Here is a 16,929-nt window from a genome sequence, read left to right as displayed (position 1 = left end):
GAGTGTTACCATGCAAACCAATACGATGCAAGCCAAACCGGCAGAGAGCGGACATTACAATGAAACAAAACTGAAAAGTTTGAAGCCGGTTCACCCCGCACTTATTGTGGGCGGTGCAATACTTATCGTTCTCGCGGTCTGCATTCCGTTTCTGCTGCCTGGCGGCCGTTTGGGCAACTACTATATGACGGAGCTTCTAAGAACTGTCGTATTTTGTTTCGCCACGCTGGGTCTGACGGTTGGCATGGGGTATGCCGGCCAAATCTCGTTAGCTCAAGCCGCTTTTTTCGGGCTCGGAGCCTATTCGTTGGCTTCTACCACCGCGCTATTCGGTTTGCCATACTGGGTCGGGCTGACTGCTGCCTTAGTCGTCCCCATTGTGATGGGGGTGTTCCTGGGAGCTATTTCTCTAAGGCTCGTTACGCACTACCTGGCGCTGGTCACGATAGGATTTCAAATCATTGTGCAGCTCGTCCTTCACAACTCGAAAGCGCTAACCGGCGGTGCAGATGGCCTTAGCAGAATTCCGCGTCCGTTCGGTCTGGAGAATCCGACATATTTTTACTGGTTATGCCTGGTTGTCCTGCTTGTGTGCATCTTGTTTGTGTTCCGTTTGAAGCATTCACGATTGGGGCGCGCGCTGTTTGCGCTGCGTGAAGATGAGCTGGCGGCGTCCGCAGCAGGTGTTGACCTGTTTAAGATGAAAATGCTCGCATTTTCCATATGTTCCACTTTGGGAGGGATAGGCGGCTTCCTGTATGCCTCGGCTACCGGGTACATCAGTCCGGATGTGTTCAGCTTTGAGCAGTCCGTCAGCTTTTTCGCAATGTTGATTACAGGGGGCTCGGATTCCATTATCGGCGCGGTGGTGGGGACCGTACTGTTAACCTGGCTGCCGGAATGGCTGCGTGCTTTCAAGGAGTATTACTTGGCGATTTACGGCGGTCTCATCATTGTTTTCCTTATCTTTCTGCCTAATGGTATCTGGGGGCTCATGGGCAGCTTGTACGATATGATCTTCAAAAAGAAAGCAGCATCGGAGGAAAACACAGCGGGGATCAAGTTTATCGAGGGGAAGACTCTAACGTACTTAAACCGGGCGGGGGAATTGGCGAGGCGGCAGGAGCAGGAAGTCATTTTCCAGGTGTCGGGGTTGAAAAAGCATTTCGGGGGCGTCAAGGCGGTTGACGGTATTGATTTTCATGTTAAAAAAGGCGACATTCACGTGCTGATCGGTCCCAACGGTTCGGGCAAAACGACCGTGATCAATGTGTTAAGCGGCATCTACTCGGCGACGGCGGGGCAGATCGCATACCGCGGCAGTGAAATCACCAACCTGAAACCGCACTTAATCGTCGGCATGGGCGCTGCGAGAACGTTTCAAAACATTCGTCTGTTTCCCGAATTGTCCGTGATCGATAACGTCATGATCGGTCAGCATGTACGATCGAAAGCGAATTTGCTCAACATTCTGTTTAATTTCAAAGTGCGGGAAGAAGAGCGGCAGATCCGCGCGAGAGCGGAGGAAGCGCTGGCTTTCGTCGGTTTTGAGTATTTTTTTGAAAAAGTGAAAAATCTGTCCTACGGGCAACAGCGGATGGTGGAAATCGCGCGGGCACTTGCCACTGAGCCTGAGCTTTTGTTCCTCGATGAGCCGGCGGCCGGCATGAACCCGGAAGAAACGCAGGAGCTGGTAAAGCTTCTGAAACGGATGAACGAGCTGGGCATCACGATACTGCTGATCGAACACGACATGCACCTTGTCACCGAGGTTGCCGATTACATTACAGTGCTGGACTTTGGTAAAAAAATAAGCGAAGGCACCGTCGGGCAAGTATTGAGTGATCCGGAAGTTATCAGAGCTTACCTCGGGGAGGAGCTTGCGCGTGCTGAAGCTTAATGAGATCGAAACAAGATACGGCAAAATCGTGGCGTTAAGGAATATCTCAATGGAGGTACATGAGGGAGAGATCGTAGCTCTGCTCGGCATGAACGGGGCCGGCAAATCGACCACGCTGAAGACGATCTCCGGACTGATCAGGCCTAAAGCCGGCACAGTTGAATTCATGGGGCGAAGCATAGAGAGCGTACCGCCGGAAGAGATCGTGCGCCAGGGGTTGATTCATGTGCCGGAGGGCAGAAAAATTTTCCCCGGGCTCACGGTTAGGGAAAACTTGGTGATCGGTGCGACCAGCAGGAAAATTGCCATGAGTACCGTGAACCAAGAGATCGAAGAAGTATTGGAAGTGTTCCCTGACCTGACGCCTCTGTTGGACCGGTTGGGATGGTCGCTTTCCGGCGGACAGCAGCAGATGTGTGCGGTCGGCAGAGGCTTGATGGCCCGGCCGAAACTGCTTATGCTCGACGAGCCTTCGCTGGGGCTTGCGCCGGTGATTGTGCAAAACATGTTTCAAGCTATCCGCAAAATCAACCAAAAGGGCACTACCGTACTGCTGGTAGAACAAAACGCCAGACAAAGCTTAGCCATCTCTCACCGCGGCTATGTGTTGGAGGCCGGCAGCATCGTGGCCAGCGATAGCGCCCCGTCGCTGCTGGATGGAATTCAGAATGCTTATCTGGGTGCGGCGAAATAAAACAGAAGGGACGCGTGAGAGTGATGAATCTAGCGCTGGACGCATTCGAATTCGGCTTGCACACTCACATCTATTACGGAGTGAACAAATTAAACGAGCTTCCGTCCATCATCCGCAAGTATGGTTACAACAAGGTTTTTATTTGCTCGGATAAAGGCATCGTACAATCCGGGGGGTTGCAGCGGTTAGAGGCACTGCTGAGCGAAGCGGGCGTCGCATTCTATTCGTGCACCGAGGTGGAGCCGGACCCTACGATTGAAATGGTGCAGCGCGCGAAAAACCTGTACGTGGAGCACAGATGCGACGCTCTTATTGGAATGGGCGGGGGCAGCTCCATCGACACGGCCAAAGGAGTATCTGTGGCGGCGGCTAATCCAGGCGACCTGTCACAGTACGAAGGAAAAGATAAGATCCCGAATAAGGGCCCCGATGTGATTACGATACCTACAACCGCGGGCACGGGATCGGAAGTGACGCATGCGACGGTACTCAAAGACAGCAAACGGCATTACAAGATGGGGATTTTAAGTGCGCATTTGCACGCCCGGGCTGCGGTGCTCGATCCACAGCTGTTAACCACTGTGCCGCGCGGGGTGGCTGCCGTCACCGGCATGGATGCACTCAGCCATGCGATCGAGTCCTATACCTCGAACCAGGCCCAGCCGATCACGGAAGCGTTCGGACTGTATGCCATCCGCCTGATAGGCCGTCACCTGCGCCCTTTCGCTGCGCGGAGAGCGGACCTCACTGCAGCGTGCCACATGATGCTGGCTTCCACCATGGCCGGGGCCGCATTCATTTGGGGGCGCATCGCGGCGGTGCATGCGATCTCCCATCCGCTTGGCGGACGGCTAGGCGTTGCGCATGGATTAGCCAATTCTCTGCTGCTGCCTGTTGTGATGCGATATAACGTAGGCACGAACTATGAGAAATTCAGGGATATCGCGGTTGCTCTTGGAGAAAATGTGGAAGGCTTAAGCCTGCGCGCAGCGGCGGAACGTTCGATTACGGCGGTTGAACTGCTGATAAGGGATTTGGAAATTCCAACTACCTTAAGCGCGCTCGACTTGAAGCCGTCGGATGAGGAACTAAACGTGATCGCACAGGAAGCGATGGACTCCGGCATGACCAGCGCCAATCCTAAAGATTGCACAGTGAAGGACCTGCGCGCCATGCTCGAGCAGATCAGATAGGAGGCGGCGTTCATTATGAGATACGCACAGCAGACAGCTGTACAAGTGAAAAATTATATTGGCGGGCGGTGGGTTGCATGTGGCGGCCCGAACATACGGAGAGAGAACCCTGCGAAAACGGACGAGATTGTAGCGGTTGCTGCGAGCGCGACCGAGGCGGAAGCGGTGCAGGCTATTGAATCGGCTCACGCAGCATTTCAAACGTGGTCCAAACTTTCGCCGGTCAAGAGAGTGGAGTACATTTACAAGTTCATCGATCTGTTGGAGCGAAACCGGATTGAAGTGGCCGCACTGCTGACTAGAGAAATGGGCAAGCCGCTCCATGAGGCGAACGGTGAAATTACCAAAGCCATCAATGAAGCACGGTTTTCTGCGGGAGAAGCTCTTCGTCTGGCGGGGGAGACTCTGCCTAGCGAGCGGGACGGAATTCAGATTCGTACGATTCGTGTGCCTAAAGGTGTGATCGCCGCGATCTCACCATGGAATTTCCCGTTAGTCACACCGCTTCGCAAAATTGTTCCGGCTCTCGCGTTCGGCAACACGGTAGTGTTCAAGCCCGCGACCGTGACGGCAGCTATGGGTGCCAAAATTGTGGAACTGTTTGAGGAAGCCGCACTCCCGGCAGGTGTGTTAAATCTCGTCGTTGGTGCGGGCAGAACCTTGGGAAATGCAATCATTTCGCATCCGTTAGTGCAGGGTGTCACGTTTACCGGCTCGACATCGGTCGGCAGAGGCATATACAAGCTCGCGGCCGAACGGCTGATTGAGGTGCAGCTGGAGATGGGTGGAAAAAACGCCGGCATTATTTACGACTACGCTGATGTGCCTGGTGCGGTAGATCAGATGTTGACGGCCGCATTCGCAGCGGGCGGGCAGCGCTGCACCTCGATCAGCCGCATCGTTGTGGAAAGCTCGCAGGCGGCCGAGGTGGTAAGGCTGCTTAGTGCACGGCTCGCTGCCTACGTGGTGGGCGATGGCATGACACCCGGCGTGAATATGGGCCCGTTAGTGAGTCAAGATCAGCTCAATACCGTGGAGGATTATGTGAAAATCGGATTGACGGAGGGAGCCACACTGGCGATGGGAGGCCAGAGGCCCGTCGGCCTGGACGGTGGATACTATTATCTGCCCACGGTGTTCACCGATGTAACACCGGACATGCGGATCGCCAAGGAAGAAATATTCGGCCCCGTATTGGCGGTGATTGCTGTGGATAGCTTCGAGGAAGCGATTGCAGTGGCTAACGATAGTGAATATGGGCTTGCTGTGTCATGCTTCACCGACAACATGCGGTATGCGGCGCAGGCGGTCCAGGACATTCACGTCGGCATGGTCCATATCAACAACGGCACCATTAGTGAGTCGCACGTGGCGTTTGGCGGTGTCAAACATTCCGCCGTCGGTCCGTACTCCATCGGATCTACGGGCAAGGACTTTTTTGCCTCCCTGAAAGTGGTTTATTCGGGCAGCTAGTCTAGCATGCCAAGCGGATGGGCTGCAGCTATTTTGCTCTACAAAATGAGTTGATTCCATTGACGGGAGTTGTTACGTATGGGTTATGAATTATCGAATGAACAGTTGGAATGGCAGACGATCGCCCGGGATTTTGCGTCACGCAGGTTGAAGCCCGCCAGGCACTGGCTGGAAGGCGATGAGTTTTGGGCCAACGCGAGGATGCTGTCGGAGCAGGGATTTCTGGGCGTGACCCTGCCCGAGGAATACGGCGGCATGAATTTGGACCTATTCAGCGCCGTGCTGATGATTGAAGAGCTGTGCCGGGTATGCCCGACAAGCGGCCGGATGGTATACCACACGGGTCCGGGCATCACGAATTTCATCAATCACCTTGGAACCGCCGAGCAGAAGGCGAAATATTTACCGAAAATTACGGCAGGTAAGTATTATGTCGCGCTTGGCATGAGCGAACCGGAGGCCGGGAGTGCGGCGACGGACCTGAAAACCACTGCTGTCGAGCATGGCGACCGCTATAAGCTGAACGGATCGAAGATTTTTGTCAGCGAGGGCCATCTGGCCGACGCCTTTGTCGTCTACGCGAGATTTGGCACCACGGGCAAGCCGTCAGACATTGGGGCCATCTTGGTAGAGCGCGATACACCCGGCTTTTCTGTGGGCGTACCCGAGGAAAATATGAGCGGCGAATACCAAACTGCTCTGTATTTCGATGATGCGATCGTCCCAAAGGAGAATGTGCTGGTTAAGGAAAACGCTTTTAAGGCGCTGATGGGAGTATATAATGGCGTGCGATTAGGTTATGCTGCGCAGACGCTCGGCATCACGCAGGCGGCATTCGACCGTACGTGCCAATACGTGCAGGAACGCAAACAATTCGGCAAGCAGATATGTGAGTTTCAGGGCGTGCAGTGGATGATTGCTGATATGTATCTCCAGCTCGAAGCGGCCCGCACACTCCTGTACAAGGCGGCTGCGGATGCGGCTGCCGACAGTAAGGCGGATAAGACATCGGTGAGTATCGCTAAAGTGTACGTTGCCGAAGCCGCGAAAAAGATCACCGATGATTGTCTGCAGCTGCATGGCGGGTACGGTTTTTCCCGGGAATATCCGCTGGAATGGTACTACCGCTGTGTGCGGGCTGCGTCCATCGCAGGAGGGACAATTCAAGTGCACAAGACGATGCTGGCCTCGACGGTGCTGGGCAAAAAGTTCGATCAGCGCAGGTGAGTCCGTTTACGGCGTGTACGACGATGGCAGAGCCTTGTGCCACGTGCATGACGCGTCTGTGATTACGGCACCTAGTCGAGCCTTGGTGCTGCCGGCATCCTTACAGCGCACCGCGGTCGCTGTAAAGGGTTGTACCACGGTGGCGTTGCCGGTACGGTGAGCGGTATCACACACTTTACCAGAAAAGAGGGAGAACATGAATGAACAGCAAACGACCACAACGCTTATTCGGCAGCTGGTCCGGTTTGACGCAGCAATCGTGTCGGATTGCCTTGCAGGCAACGAGCATGCTATGTCAGCGGCGATCAAACCGCTTGATCCCGCGTGGAAGCTGTGCGGCCCCGCATTCACCGTCAACTGCCGGCCGGGGGATAACTTGATGCTGCACTTGGCTGTAGCCCACGCCAAACCGGGAGACGTACTGGTAGCTTGCACCAACCAGCATTATGAAGCGGGCTATTGGGGCGAGATCCTCACGATCGCAGCAATGGAGCGCGGCATAGCCGGGCTGGTTATAGATGGCAGCGTGCGGGATGTCGCGCCCATCGTCCAGCTGGGCTACCCCGTTTTCACACGGGCTGTGTCCATCAAAAAGGCGGAGAAGAACAACGTCGGCAAGCTGCAATCTCCGACCGTGGTCGGAGGCGTGATGGTTCATCCAGGCGATGTCATACTGGCCGATGGCAGCGGTATTGCTGTCGTACCTGCGGCCCGCCTGGAGGAGGTCGTCCGTGCGGCTGAAGAAAAAGTGGCGTTCGAGCAGAAAATCATCGAACAGCTGCGGCAGGGATACTTTACCGTCGACTTGTTCGATCTTCGCAAATATGAGGTGTAGCACTGCACTCACGAATTGAAGGGGGAAGGCAGCCATGCCGAGTCCACATACTGAAGCAGCGCAGCGTTCCAAAGTCATGTCTGCACAAGAGGCGGCTGAGCACATTCCGGATGGGGCGACAGTAGCTATCGGAGGACTTATCTCCATCCTTTGCCCGGAGAAGGTGATCGCCGCCCTTGGAAGCCGTTACGACCGCTCCGGCAGCCCGACCAACCTGACGGTCGTGACACCCGTCCGCGTCGGATGGGACAAAGAGACCATAACGGGGCTCGATCATTTGGCAAAGCCGGGCATGATGAAAAGGCTCATCAGCGGCAGCTTCAATGTGAAGGAAAGCCCGAAAATTACGGACATGATACGCACCAACGCGATTGAGGCATACAGCTTTTCGATGGGGACATTGTTCCATTTAATGCGCAATATGGCAGGCGGAAACACCGGAATGTTTACCAAAGCCGGACTGCACACCTACGTGGATCCCAGGGTGGAGGGCGGCAGGCTGAACGAAAGAACAACCGCCAACATCAACGAAGTCGTCACCGTGGCGGGCCAGGAATATTTGTACTATCATCCACTGCCTGTCGATGTGGCGGTTATTCGCGGCACGACCGTAGATGAGGACGGCAACGTTTCCTTGGAACATGAGCCGGTCACGCTGGCGGGCTTGGAGATGGCAATGGCGGCCAAAGCAAACGGGGGCTTCGTAATCGTGCAAGCCAAGCGGTTGACGGCCCGAGGTTCGATGCATCCGCGAGCCGTAACTGTGCCGGGTATTCTGGTGGACGCCATCGTCATCGATCCGGAGCAGCGGCAAAGTCTGATTGATTATAATCCGAGCTGGACCGGGGAAGTGCGAGAGCCGGCTGATGAGACACCGCATCCCATCCCACTCGACGCGAGAAAAATTATTTTGCGCCGTGCGGCGGAAGAATTGCCGCCGGGTTCCGTGGTGAATCTCGGAGTGGGCATACCGGTGTCGCTGCCCCAGCTGCTGCTCGAGCAAAACCGCCTCGAGGAAGTGACTTTTTCACTGGAGCATGGGGCGATCGGCGGCATTCCGATGGGTGAAGAAGTATTCGGCGCCCATCGCAATCCAACCGCTTTTTTCACCTCCCCGCAGGTGTTCGATTATTACCACAGCGGTTGTCTGTCCGCAACCCTGCTTGGATTTGCGCAAATCGACGGGGACGGCAACGTCAATGTCAGCAAGTTCAACGGGATTTTTCGCGGATCGGGGGGATTCATCGACATCACGCACAGCACGAAGAAAATATTGTTTTGCGGTACGCTGACCAGCGGGGGCTTAGCGCTCGACATTCGCGACGGACGTCTAAGCATCATCCGAGAAGGCCGGCATAAGAAGCTCATCCGACGGGTGGAGCATCTCACATTTAGCGCCCATGCGGCGCGCGAAAAACAGCAGGAGCCTCTATACATCACGGAAAGAGCGGTTTTCCGGCTGGGCGCGGGCGGCCTGGTGCTGACTGAGTATGCCCCTGGCATTGACATTGAGCGCGAAATTTTACCGTTGGCCGATTGTGCAATCCAGATCGCACCGGATGTGAAGCCGATGTCCTCACACATTTTTCAATAGGGCGGGCCAGCTCAGGTTCGCTCATGGCAAAGGAGACCATACCTAATGGTGAGACAAAAAATTGCGAGAGAGATCGCTGCCGATGTTCTGGTTGTCGGCGGCGGCGGAGCGGCGGCCCGGGCAGCGCTGTCGGCAAAACAAGCGGGTGCCGACGTGCGCCTGGCGGTGAAAGCAGAGTGGCAAAAAAGCGGTTCCACCGCTACCGCATTTTCCGAGCTGCTGTCAATCGCAGCGGCAATCGGCCACGGCGATGAGAGGGATCATCCAGAGATACATTACGAGGATACGATGAAATCCGGCGAAGGCTTCATTGATCCTGAGCTGGTGTGGGGACTGGCACATGAAATGCCCGAACGCATCTTTAGCTTAATCGAGCTTGGCCTTAATTTTGACAAACAGCCGAACGGCAAATTGGTGCAGGGTATGAGCGATTTTGCCGTGTATCCGAGAACCTGCCGGGTCAATGGTGTGACGGCGAGGCATATCCTTACCGTTTTGGCCAAACGTTTAAAAGAGCTGGAAGTGCCGGTGGATGAGCACATGATGATATTTGAACTGCTCACGCACGGTGGTGGCAAGGTGGCCGGGGCGCTTGGCTGGGACCGTCTGGCACGGGAAATCGTGCTCTATAGGGTGCCGGCAGTCATCTTGGCCTGCGGTGGTGCCCACGGCATTTACAAGCACGGTGTCGGCACCCCGGAAATGACGGGTGACGGATACGCCATGGCCCATAAGCTGGGTCTGCCTCTCGTGAATATGGAGTTTGTGCAGATCGGCCCCGCCTCGCTGTTTCCATCCGTCACTTTACTGTCCGGGCCGGTGTGGAAAACCAATCCTATTCTGACCAACGGCAGCGGAAGAGATATTTTCCACGGCGTCCTTCCTGACGGCATTACCGCCGAGCGGGTCTATCAAGAAAAAGTGTTCCCTTTTTCCGTGTCGAATGAGTCTTTCTATCTAGATACCTCGATTCAAAGGGAGTCGGAAGCCAATCCAGCACCGGGCGGAGGGGTGTGGTACGAGAAACGGCCGGGCACCGATGATTTGATCGAGGCGACAATGCCGAAAACGAAACGCGTCCTGAAAAGCAAGGGTATCGATCTGGACGAGGATAAGTTCGAAGTCGGCCTCATATCCCAGTGCAACAATGGCGGTGTGCAGATTTTGAATATGGATGGTGAAACCGCGGTCGCCGGGCTGTATGCGGCGGGGGAAACCGCGGGCGGCCTGCGGGGACCGGACCGGCCGGGGGGCAATTCACTTGCGGAGGGTCAGGTGTTCGGACACACATCGGGCACGGCTGCGGCGCGATACTCGCGACGGCAGAGGGGTGCGACCTCAGTGAAGGAGCAGGCGCTCGCCAAGTTGGACGGCTACAATACCTGGCTGGCAAATTGTGCGGCGGGGTCTGGAAGTGCAGCAGAAGCGGCCTCATCGCTGCGGGACATGATGCACAGGAACTGCTTGGTCATCCGCAGTGAGCAAAGGCTGGCGGAGGCGTGGAGCTTCTTGACACAGCTGGAGGAGGCACTGTTGGACGGTGACCTGGGTGTTGCCGGCGAGGATGATTTCGCTGCAGCTATCGAGCTGCATCATATGATTATCACCGCCAAAGCCATCGTCATGTCCGCCCGCGAGCGCAAAGAAAGCCGAAGCTGCCATTACCGGGAGGACTTTCCCGAAAAAAACGATCGGGAGTGGAAGAAAAGCATACGGGTGAAGAACGTGAACGGCAGGATGGCAACGGAGTTTTATCACTGGCCGTCCCCGAGAAGAACAGTGAGAAGGTGATGATTACACATGCAGGTGACAGCGGACTTCATTTCTGACGGCATTTGTAGAATCACACTGTCCAACCCGCCGATGAATCTGTTGACCGATCGGGTGAAGCGCGATATTACAGAGAGTTTTACTCGTGTGTCCCGAGACCCCTCGATACGGGTGGTTCTGTTTGTCGCTGCGGGGCGTCACTTTTGCTGCGGAGCGGACCTGAAAGAGTTTCCTGAGCGCATAGCGAGCAATGCCGCCGGCCGCGTATGGGACGACGGCCATCGTATGCTGGAGGCCATTATACGCATGCCTCAACCAACCATTGCGTGTGTTCAGGGAAATGCAATCGGCGGGGGCGCGGAATTGGCGCTGGCATTCGATTTCCGTTATTTTGAGCAGGACGCACGTTTCGGTTTGCCGGAGGTCACGCGAGGGGTCATGCCCGGCAACGGCGGGTTGGAAAGACTCGTTGATCTCGCAGGCTTGGGCAAAGCAATCGAGTTGATGGCGACCGGCCGCATAATCAGCGCTGCAGAAGCGAAAGCGATGGGCATCGCCACCGCAGTGGCTCCGGCAGACGCCGGTAAGACCCCACCCATGCCGCTGACCGAAGCGGCTCAGACACCGAATGCCGGGGCGAGCACAACTTCGGCTGTGCTGCCTGCAAGCAGCATGCCATCTCACCACACGGATGAGGCCGGGAGCGAGACGCCCTGCACACCGATGCTCAAAGCGGCTGAGGCGCTTGCACGGCAGCTGGCTGCCCTGCCAGCGGTTGCCGTGCAAGCTGTGAAATGTGCCGCCCATCAGTATACGGCGTCCAAAGCGCGTTTTTGCCCGACTGGCCGGGATATGTTTGAGAGGCTGCATGCAACGGACGATATACGCGAAGGCGTGCAGGCTTTTCTGGAAAAACGGACACCGGTCTTCAAGCACCGCTGACTGGAGTGAAACGGAGGGAATACGTTGAATATTTGGGTCTGCCTCAAACAAACATTTGACACTGAAGAGAAAATAAAGTTGGACAACGGGCGCATAGTGGAGGATGACGTCAACTGGGTGATCAATCCATATGACGAATACGCGGTTGAAGAAGCGGTACGGCTGAGAGAGCAGTGCGGCGGGCAGGTGACCGTGGTCACGGTGGGACCGGAGCGAGTGGATACCGCGCTGCGCCACGCACTGGCGATGGGCGCCGACCAAGCTGCTGCCATTGGCGGCGTTGAGGGTGACGAAACGGTCATCGCCTCGGCGTTGGCATGTTATTTGAAGGATCAACCATGCGATCTGATTTTAGCAGGCAATCAATCCATCGACAACGGCGCCGGGCAAGTCGGCGTACGTGTTGCAGAGCATTTGCACATCCCCCATGTCACATCGGTGATAAAATTGGCTGTTGAGGACAACGCAGTGAAGCTCGAAAGGGATGTGGAAGGCGATATTTATCACATTGAGGCAAGGCTGCCGCTTCTCGTCACCTGCCAACAGGGGCTGAATGATCCGCGTTACCCGTCGCTTCCCAACATCATGAAGGCGAAGAAGAAGCCGATCGATAGGATTGACGCCGCCCAATTGAGCGGATTCGCAGCCTCATCCAAAACAGTTACGGTCGACCGCTACTTGCCTCCCCGGCGCGAGCCCTGCCGGTTCATTGATGCTGGCGATGCCCGTAAAACGGCCGGTCAGCTTGTCAGTATTCTTTTTGCACAGAAGTCAATCTTATAGGAGGATCACGCGCAATGAACAAGAAGGTGCTGGTTTTCACGGAAACGAAGGCCTCGGCGCTCCGCCAGGTATCTCTTGAGGCGCTCTCATTGGGCAGACGGTTGGCAGGAGAGGGAACATTACTGGCGGCCGCACTCGGGAGTAAAGCGGCGGATTATGCACCGACATTAGGCGAATACGGCGCGGATCAAGTGTTGATCGTATCGGATGCCCGGTTCAACGAGTATCAATCGGACGCTTATCGCCACACCATGGTTCGACTCATTGAAAGAACGGAGCCGGACGTCATCATCGCCGGGCACACAGCCAACATGAAGGATGCCGCTCCAGGAATTGCCGCCCGCCTGGGTTACGGGCTGATCACAGATTGCACTCAAGTGGAGTTTGAAGGCGGCGAACTGATATATGTGCGACCGATCTATGCGGGGAAAGCGTTCGAAAAGAAGCGTTTTACATCCGGGAAGATGTTCGTCACCATCCGTCCGAACAACTTCAAGGCGGAGCCCTCGCCGGCCGATGCGGAAACGATACCGTTTGAACCGGGAGATATTGACCTCCGCACGGTCGTGCGAGATATCGTTCACAAATCGACAGCAGCGATCGATTTACTCGAAGCAAACATCGTGATATCTGGCGGACGCGGCGTGAAAAAAAAGGAAGGATTCGCACCGCTGCAGGAGCTGGCGGCGGTGCTTGGCGGGGCGGTCGGCGCTTCTCGCGGAGCTTGCGACGAGGGATACTGTGACTATGGTATGCAGATCGGGCAGACCGGCAAAGTGGTGACGCCGGACCTCTACATTGCTTGTGGAATCTCCGGCGCCATACAGCACGTGGCCGGCATCTCGAATTCTAAAGTGATCGTCGCGATCAACAAAGATCCCGAGGCGCCTATCTTCGGGATTGCAGACTACGGCATCGTGGGCGACATGTTCGAGATCGTTCCGCTGCTGACCGAGGAGTTTCGCAAACGGCAGGCGAATTGAGTTGGGTCCTGCCAGATGAAGGTAGTAAGCAACTTGGCGGTCGGGTACAATAGCAAGTGGATATTGTCGATTATTGCGCCGTTTCAACTGCGCAACAACCCGATTGCGTTCAAAACAAGTTGATATAAAGGGAAGTGACGGTAATGAAGAAGGTAGTCTACAAATCGCTTGCCGAACAGGTATATGAGGCAGTGAAAGAGGCGATTATCAAAGCGGAACTAAAGTCAGGCGACCGGATTATCGAGCTGGAGCTGGCGAAAACATACGGCGTAAGCCAAAGTACGGTGCGTGAGGCATTATCGATGCTCCGCCGGGATGAGCTGGTGATTACTCATGCGAACAAGGGCACCTACGTTTCTAACTTTTCGAAAAAAGACGTGGAGGAAATGTACAGCTTTCGTGAAGTGGTCGAATTATTTGCCATCAAAAGGGCGATTGAGAAGGTGCAGGCCGAGGATGTTGCGGCGTTGGCACAGATTTATCAGGAAATGATTGAAGCAGGCAAAACAGATGACATTGAAAAAATGAGAATGAATGATGTGGCTTTTCACAGCGTGATATATAAAATCGCCGACCACTCTTTTGCCTACCAGGTGTGGCAGGACATTACCAACAGGATGAACCGCATCTGGTATTGTACAGGCCAGTATTATTTCAGCAACTTATTGGAGCTCGCGGAGATGCACAAACCAATCGTGGACGCCTTCAAGAATAGGGACAAGGAAGCAGCTTGCGATTCGTTTATATCCCACTTGAACTATGTCAGACATCAGCTTTTGGGTACTCCGGACAAATAAGTGTTTGCCGGTTCGGCTCCAGCCGGTTCGGGAAACGCTGCACGAGCGATCGGCTCGCCGCACACAGACCAAAGCTCCCCCGTGACAGTGGAAGCTTCGCAGTGGGCAGCCAAATACGCCGGACATAATGGGAGAGATATGCCATGTGGGCCTTTATTCAATTCGTTTTATTTTTGGCGGTGACCGGTGCAGGGTTGTTTTTAGTCGTGAAAGCGATTTATGCGCGCTACAGCTACATCCGCTTAGGCCGGCCTGTGCCTGCATCGGCAGGGTATGCGTACAAAGCGCGCATGAGCGGCTTCGTAACCGAAGTGCTCGGCCAGAAAAAACTGCTGAAAGACCGCAAAAGCGGGTGGATGCACGTCGTCGTGTTTTACGGTTTTATCATTTTGCAGCTCGGCGCGATTGATCTGATCTACAAAGGGCTGGCGGCGGGTGAGGCGCTTCCGATTCCCGGATATGATTTGTTTTCGCTGCTGCAGGAGACAACGACGCTCCTCGTCCTGCTTGCCGTCGGCTATGCGGGCTACCGCAGGTATATCGAAGGCATCGACCGGTTAAAAAAGGGCTGGAAGCCGAGCATCGTCATTTTTTTCATATTTTTTCTGATGCTTTCGGTTATCTTAACACTCTCGTTCGAGCGGGCCCTGCTGCAGCATGAGTTTTCGTGGTATGCGCCGCTCTCATCGATCATTGCTGCGTTGTTCTCGAGCCTGTCCACACAGACGTACATGGTGTTGTATTATACCGTATGGTGGGCTCATTTGCTGATTCTGCTGGCTTTCGCCGTCTACGTGCCTCAGTCGAAGCATTTTCACATTGTAACGGCACCTGTCAACATCTGGTTCAAGCGGAGCGAACCGGCCGGCAAGCTAAAAAACGTCGATCTGGAAGATGACAGTGCCGAGTCGTTTGGGGTACAGAAAATCGAGGATTTCACACAAAAACAAATGTTGGATTTCTACGCATGTGTGGAATGCGGTAGGTGTACCAACGTTTGTCCGGCGTCGAATACGGGGAAAATGCTGTCACCGATGCACTTGATCGTAAAAATGCGGGATCATCTGACAGAGAAGGGCAGCAGCATCACTGCGCGCTCGCCATGGGTGCCGGCCTTTGTCTTTGCCGATGAACGTGTGCATTTGTTCGTTAACAGTAATGCGGTTCAACCGGTTTCCCAAAACAAAGTCACGGATATATCGTCGACGATGCGAATGCAGCAGGAGAGGTGGAGGCTGTCAGACAAGAACATCAATGATGTCGAATTAATCGGTGATGTGATCAGCGAAGAGGAAATCTGGCAGTGCACCACTTGCAGAAACTGCGAGGACCAATGTCCGGTTGGTAATGAGCATGTGGATAAAATCATCGATTTGCGGAGACAGCTTGTGCTTATGCAGGGCAGTCTGCCGACAGAGGGACAACGCGCGCTGCAAAACATCGAACGGCAGAGCAATCCGTGGGGATTCAGCCAAAAAGACCGCTTCAAGTGGAAGGAAGAAACGGACCTGCATGTGCCGACGGTAAAAGAAAATCCCGGTTTTGAATATTTGTACTTCGTGGGCTCCATGGGCTCTTACGATAGCAGGAATAATAAGGTCATCCGGGCTGTGATAAAGCTCTTGAACAAGGCGCAGGTAAATTTCGCGGTACTGGGGACGGAAGAGAAAAATTCGGGGGATACGGCACGCAGATTGGGCAACGAGTTTTTGTTCCAGGAGCTGTGCAGAGAGAATGTCGCCATACTGCAGAAATATGATGCGAAAAAAATCGTCACTGCATGCCCCCATACGTATAATACGCTGAAAAATGAATACCCGGAATTCGGTCTGCAAGCGGAGATTTATCATCACACCGAGCTGCTCGACCGGCTGATCCGAGAGGGGCTGCTCCAACCTGTGCATGAAGTGAATGAACGAGTCACTTATCATGATTCCTGCTACCTCGGGCGATATAATGACGTCTATGATCAACCTAGAAACATTTTACGTGCCATTCCAGGCGTGCAGCTGGTTGAGATGGAAAGAACGAGGGAGAACGGTATGTGCTGCGGCGCAGGCGGGGGCATGATGTGGATGGAAGAAACGGCCGGTACACGTGTAAACGTGGCGAGAGCTGAGCAGGCGATCGCGGTCAATCCAACGGTTATAAGCAGCGCCTGTCCATACTGTTTGACAATGATGAGCGATGGCACCAAGTTGATAAACGCAGATGAACGAGTTGCAACAAAGGATATTGCGGAAATATTAGCTGCTTCGGTACTGTAGGGTTTGCTGTGCACTTAAATTATCGATAAACGATAATTCATAGAATTAACGTGGAATATGGGCAGGCGGCTAAATATTAATCCATTAAATTTTGATAAAATACTGGGGGAGTATGATGATTTAACAAAAATGGAGGTCAGCCGCGATGTTGAGTCATACGGAAACCATGGTCAGGATTGTCCAGGAAGCCAATGAGTTCCAGTCTTCAATCGTTCTGAAATACAATAACAAATTTATCGATGCAAAAAGCTTGCTCGGCTTATATACCACCATGTCGGACTCGGAGGAATACGAGCTGCACGTCAATGGAACGGATGCCGCCGAGGCGACGAAGGCTATGGTCCAAGTGTTTGAGAAGTATGGGCTGCGCGTGAAGGTAGCGGCTTCGTAGCTTCGCCACTGACATGGTCCCACAAATAGGTCGGAATCGTCCACCATAAGTACTTTTCGGTTCACTGACATTGGCGTGTT

14 protein-coding genes are annotated in these 16,929 nt (G+C 54.5%); all 14 read left to right on the top strand.

Annotation, left to right across the window (positions count from 1 at the left end; genetic code table 11):
* Positions 1–10 precede the first annotated feature (10 nt).
* The 14 genes from CBW46_RS10500 to CBW46_RS10435 all read left to right on the top strand — a co-directional run bounded on the left by CBW46_RS10500 (position 11) and on the right by CBW46_RS10435 (position 16,849).
* Positions 11–1,900, top strand: a complete 1,890-nt coding sequence (locus tag CBW46_RS10500; RefSeq protein WP_207802267.1) for a branched-chain amino acid ABC transporter ATP-binding protein/permease — start codon at positions 11–13, stop codon at positions 1,898–1,900.
* On the top strand, positions 1,887–2,594 hold the full coding sequence (locus CBW46_RS10495; protein ID WP_089199952.1) for an ABC transporter ATP-binding protein: 708 nt from the start codon (positions 1,887–1,889) through the stop codon (positions 2,592–2,594). The genes CBW46_RS10500 and CBW46_RS10495 overlap by 14 nt, the downstream gene beginning before the upstream one ends.
* A gap of 23 nt (positions 2,595–2,617) precedes the next feature.
* A complete protein-coding gene (locus CBW46_RS10490) occupies positions 2,618–3,787 on the top strand; it encodes an iron-containing alcohol dehydrogenase (RefSeq protein WP_133253964.1) in 1,170 nt (389 codons plus the stop codon).
* A 15-nt stretch (positions 3,788–3,802) separates the two neighbouring features.
* Complete coding sequence (locus tag CBW46_RS10485) at positions 3,803–5,260, top strand: aldehyde dehydrogenase family protein (protein WP_089199950.1); 1,458 nt, start codon at positions 3,803–3,805, stop codon at positions 5,258–5,260.
* 78 nt (positions 5,261–5,338) lie between these two features.
* Complete coding sequence (locus CBW46_RS10480; protein WP_089199949.1) at positions 5,339–6,487, top strand: acyl-CoA dehydrogenase family protein; 1,149 nt, start codon at positions 5,339–5,341, stop codon at positions 6,485–6,487.
* 196 nt (positions 6,488–6,683) lie between these two features.
* Positions 6,684–7,322 carry an RraA family protein gene (locus tag CBW46_RS10475; RefSeq protein ID WP_089199948.1) on the top strand — a complete coding sequence of 213 codons (639 nt, stop codon included), beginning with the start codon at positions 6,684–6,686 and terminating at the stop codon, positions 7,320–7,322.
* Positions 7,323–7,356: 34 nt separating this feature from the next.
* Positions 7,357–8,916, top strand: coding sequence for an acyl CoA:acetate/3-ketoacid CoA transferase (locus CBW46_RS10470; protein WP_089199947.1), 1,560 nt, complete (start codon positions 7,357–7,359; stop codon positions 8,914–8,916).
* A gap of 45 nt (positions 8,917–8,961) precedes the next feature.
* Positions 8,962–10,707: an FAD-binding protein gene (locus tag CBW46_RS10465; protein WP_089199946.1), complete on the top strand. Its 1,746-nt coding sequence runs from the start codon at positions 8,962–8,964 to the stop codon at positions 10,705–10,707.
* Between the two features lie 9 nt (positions 10,708–10,716).
* Complete coding sequence (locus CBW46_RS10460) at positions 10,717–11,628, top strand: enoyl-CoA hydratase/isomerase family protein (RefSeq protein WP_089199945.1); 912 nt, start codon at positions 10,717–10,719, stop codon at positions 11,626–11,628.
* Positions 11,629–11,652: 24 nt separating this feature from the next.
* On the top strand, positions 11,653–12,411 hold the full coding sequence (locus tag CBW46_RS10455; RefSeq protein ID WP_089199944.1) for an electron transfer flavoprotein subunit beta/FixA family protein: 759 nt from the start codon (positions 11,653–11,655) through the stop codon (positions 12,409–12,411).
* A gap of 14 nt (positions 12,412–12,425) precedes the next feature.
* Entirely contained in the window at positions 12,426–13,394 is a 969-nt protein-coding gene (locus CBW46_RS10450) for an electron transfer flavoprotein subunit alpha/FixB family protein (RefSeq protein ID WP_089199943.1), read from the top strand.
* Positions 13,395–13,537: 143 nt separating this feature from the next.
* Positions 13,538–14,191 carry a GntR family transcriptional regulator gene (locus CBW46_RS10445; RefSeq protein WP_089199942.1) on the top strand — a complete coding sequence of 218 codons (654 nt, stop codon included), beginning with the start codon at positions 13,538–13,540 and terminating at the stop codon, positions 14,189–14,191.
* Between the two features lie 143 nt (positions 14,192–14,334).
* The gene (locus CBW46_RS10440) at positions 14,335–16,458 is read left to right on the top strand and encodes a (Fe-S)-binding protein (protein ID WP_089199941.1); all 2,124 of its coding nucleotides are present in this window, start codon (positions 14,335–14,337) and stop codon (positions 16,456–16,458) included.
* A gap of 145 nt (positions 16,459–16,603) precedes the next feature.
* Complete coding sequence (locus tag CBW46_RS10435; protein WP_089199940.1) at positions 16,604–16,849, top strand: HPr family phosphocarrier protein; 246 nt, start codon at positions 16,604–16,606, stop codon at positions 16,847–16,849.
* Positions 16,850–16,929 lie beyond the last annotated feature (80 nt).

Source organism: Paenibacillus xerothermodurans (assembly GCF_002220865.2).
In the GTDB taxonomy this organism is placed as follows: Bacteria; Bacillota; Bacilli; order Paenibacillales; family NBRC-103111; genus Paenibacillus_S; species Paenibacillus_S xerothermodurans.
The sequence above is the reverse complement of the archived record's forward strand: the minus strand, read 5'-3'. Positions and strand labels throughout refer to the sequence as shown.

Coding starts and splice junctions, on each gene's coding strand:
- CBW46_RS10500 (WP_207802267.1), top strand. CDS start 11: ATGCAAACCAATACGATGCAAGCCAAACCGGCAGAGAGCGGACATTAC.
- CBW46_RS10490 (WP_133253964.1), top strand. CDS start 2,618: ATGAATCTAGCGCTGGACGCATTCGAATTCGGCTTGCACACTCACATC.
- CBW46_RS10485 (WP_089199950.1), top strand. CDS start 3,803: ATGAGATACGCACAGCAGACAGCTGTACAAGTGAAAAATTATATTGGC.
- CBW46_RS10480 (WP_089199949.1), top strand. CDS start 5,339: ATGGGTTATGAATTATCGAATGAACAGTTGGAATGGCAGACGATCGCC.
- CBW46_RS10475 (WP_089199948.1), top strand. CDS start 6,684: ATGAATGAACAGCAAACGACCACAACGCTTATTCGGCAGCTGGTCCGG.
- CBW46_RS10470 (WP_089199947.1), top strand. CDS start 7,357: ATGCCGAGTCCACATACTGAAGCAGCGCAGCGTTCCAAAGTCATGTCT.
- CBW46_RS10465 (WP_089199946.1), top strand. CDS start 8,962: ATGGTGAGACAAAAAATTGCGAGAGAGATCGCTGCCGATGTTCTGGTT.
- CBW46_RS10460 (WP_089199945.1), top strand. CDS start 10,717: ATGCAGGTGACAGCGGACTTCATTTCTGACGGCATTTGTAGAATCACA.
- CBW46_RS10450 (WP_089199943.1), top strand. CDS start 12,426: ATGAACAAGAAGGTGCTGGTTTTCACGGAAACGAAGGCCTCGGCGCTC.
- CBW46_RS10445 (WP_089199942.1), top strand. CDS start 13,538: ATGAAGAAGGTAGTCTACAAATCGCTTGCCGAACAGGTATATGAGGCA.
- CBW46_RS10440 (WP_089199941.1), top strand. CDS start 14,335: ATGTGGGCCTTTATTCAATTCGTTTTATTTTTGGCGGTGACCGGTGCA.
- CBW46_RS10435 (WP_089199940.1), top strand. CDS start 16,604: ATGTTGAGTCATACGGAAACCATGGTCAGGATTGTCCAGGAAGCCAAT.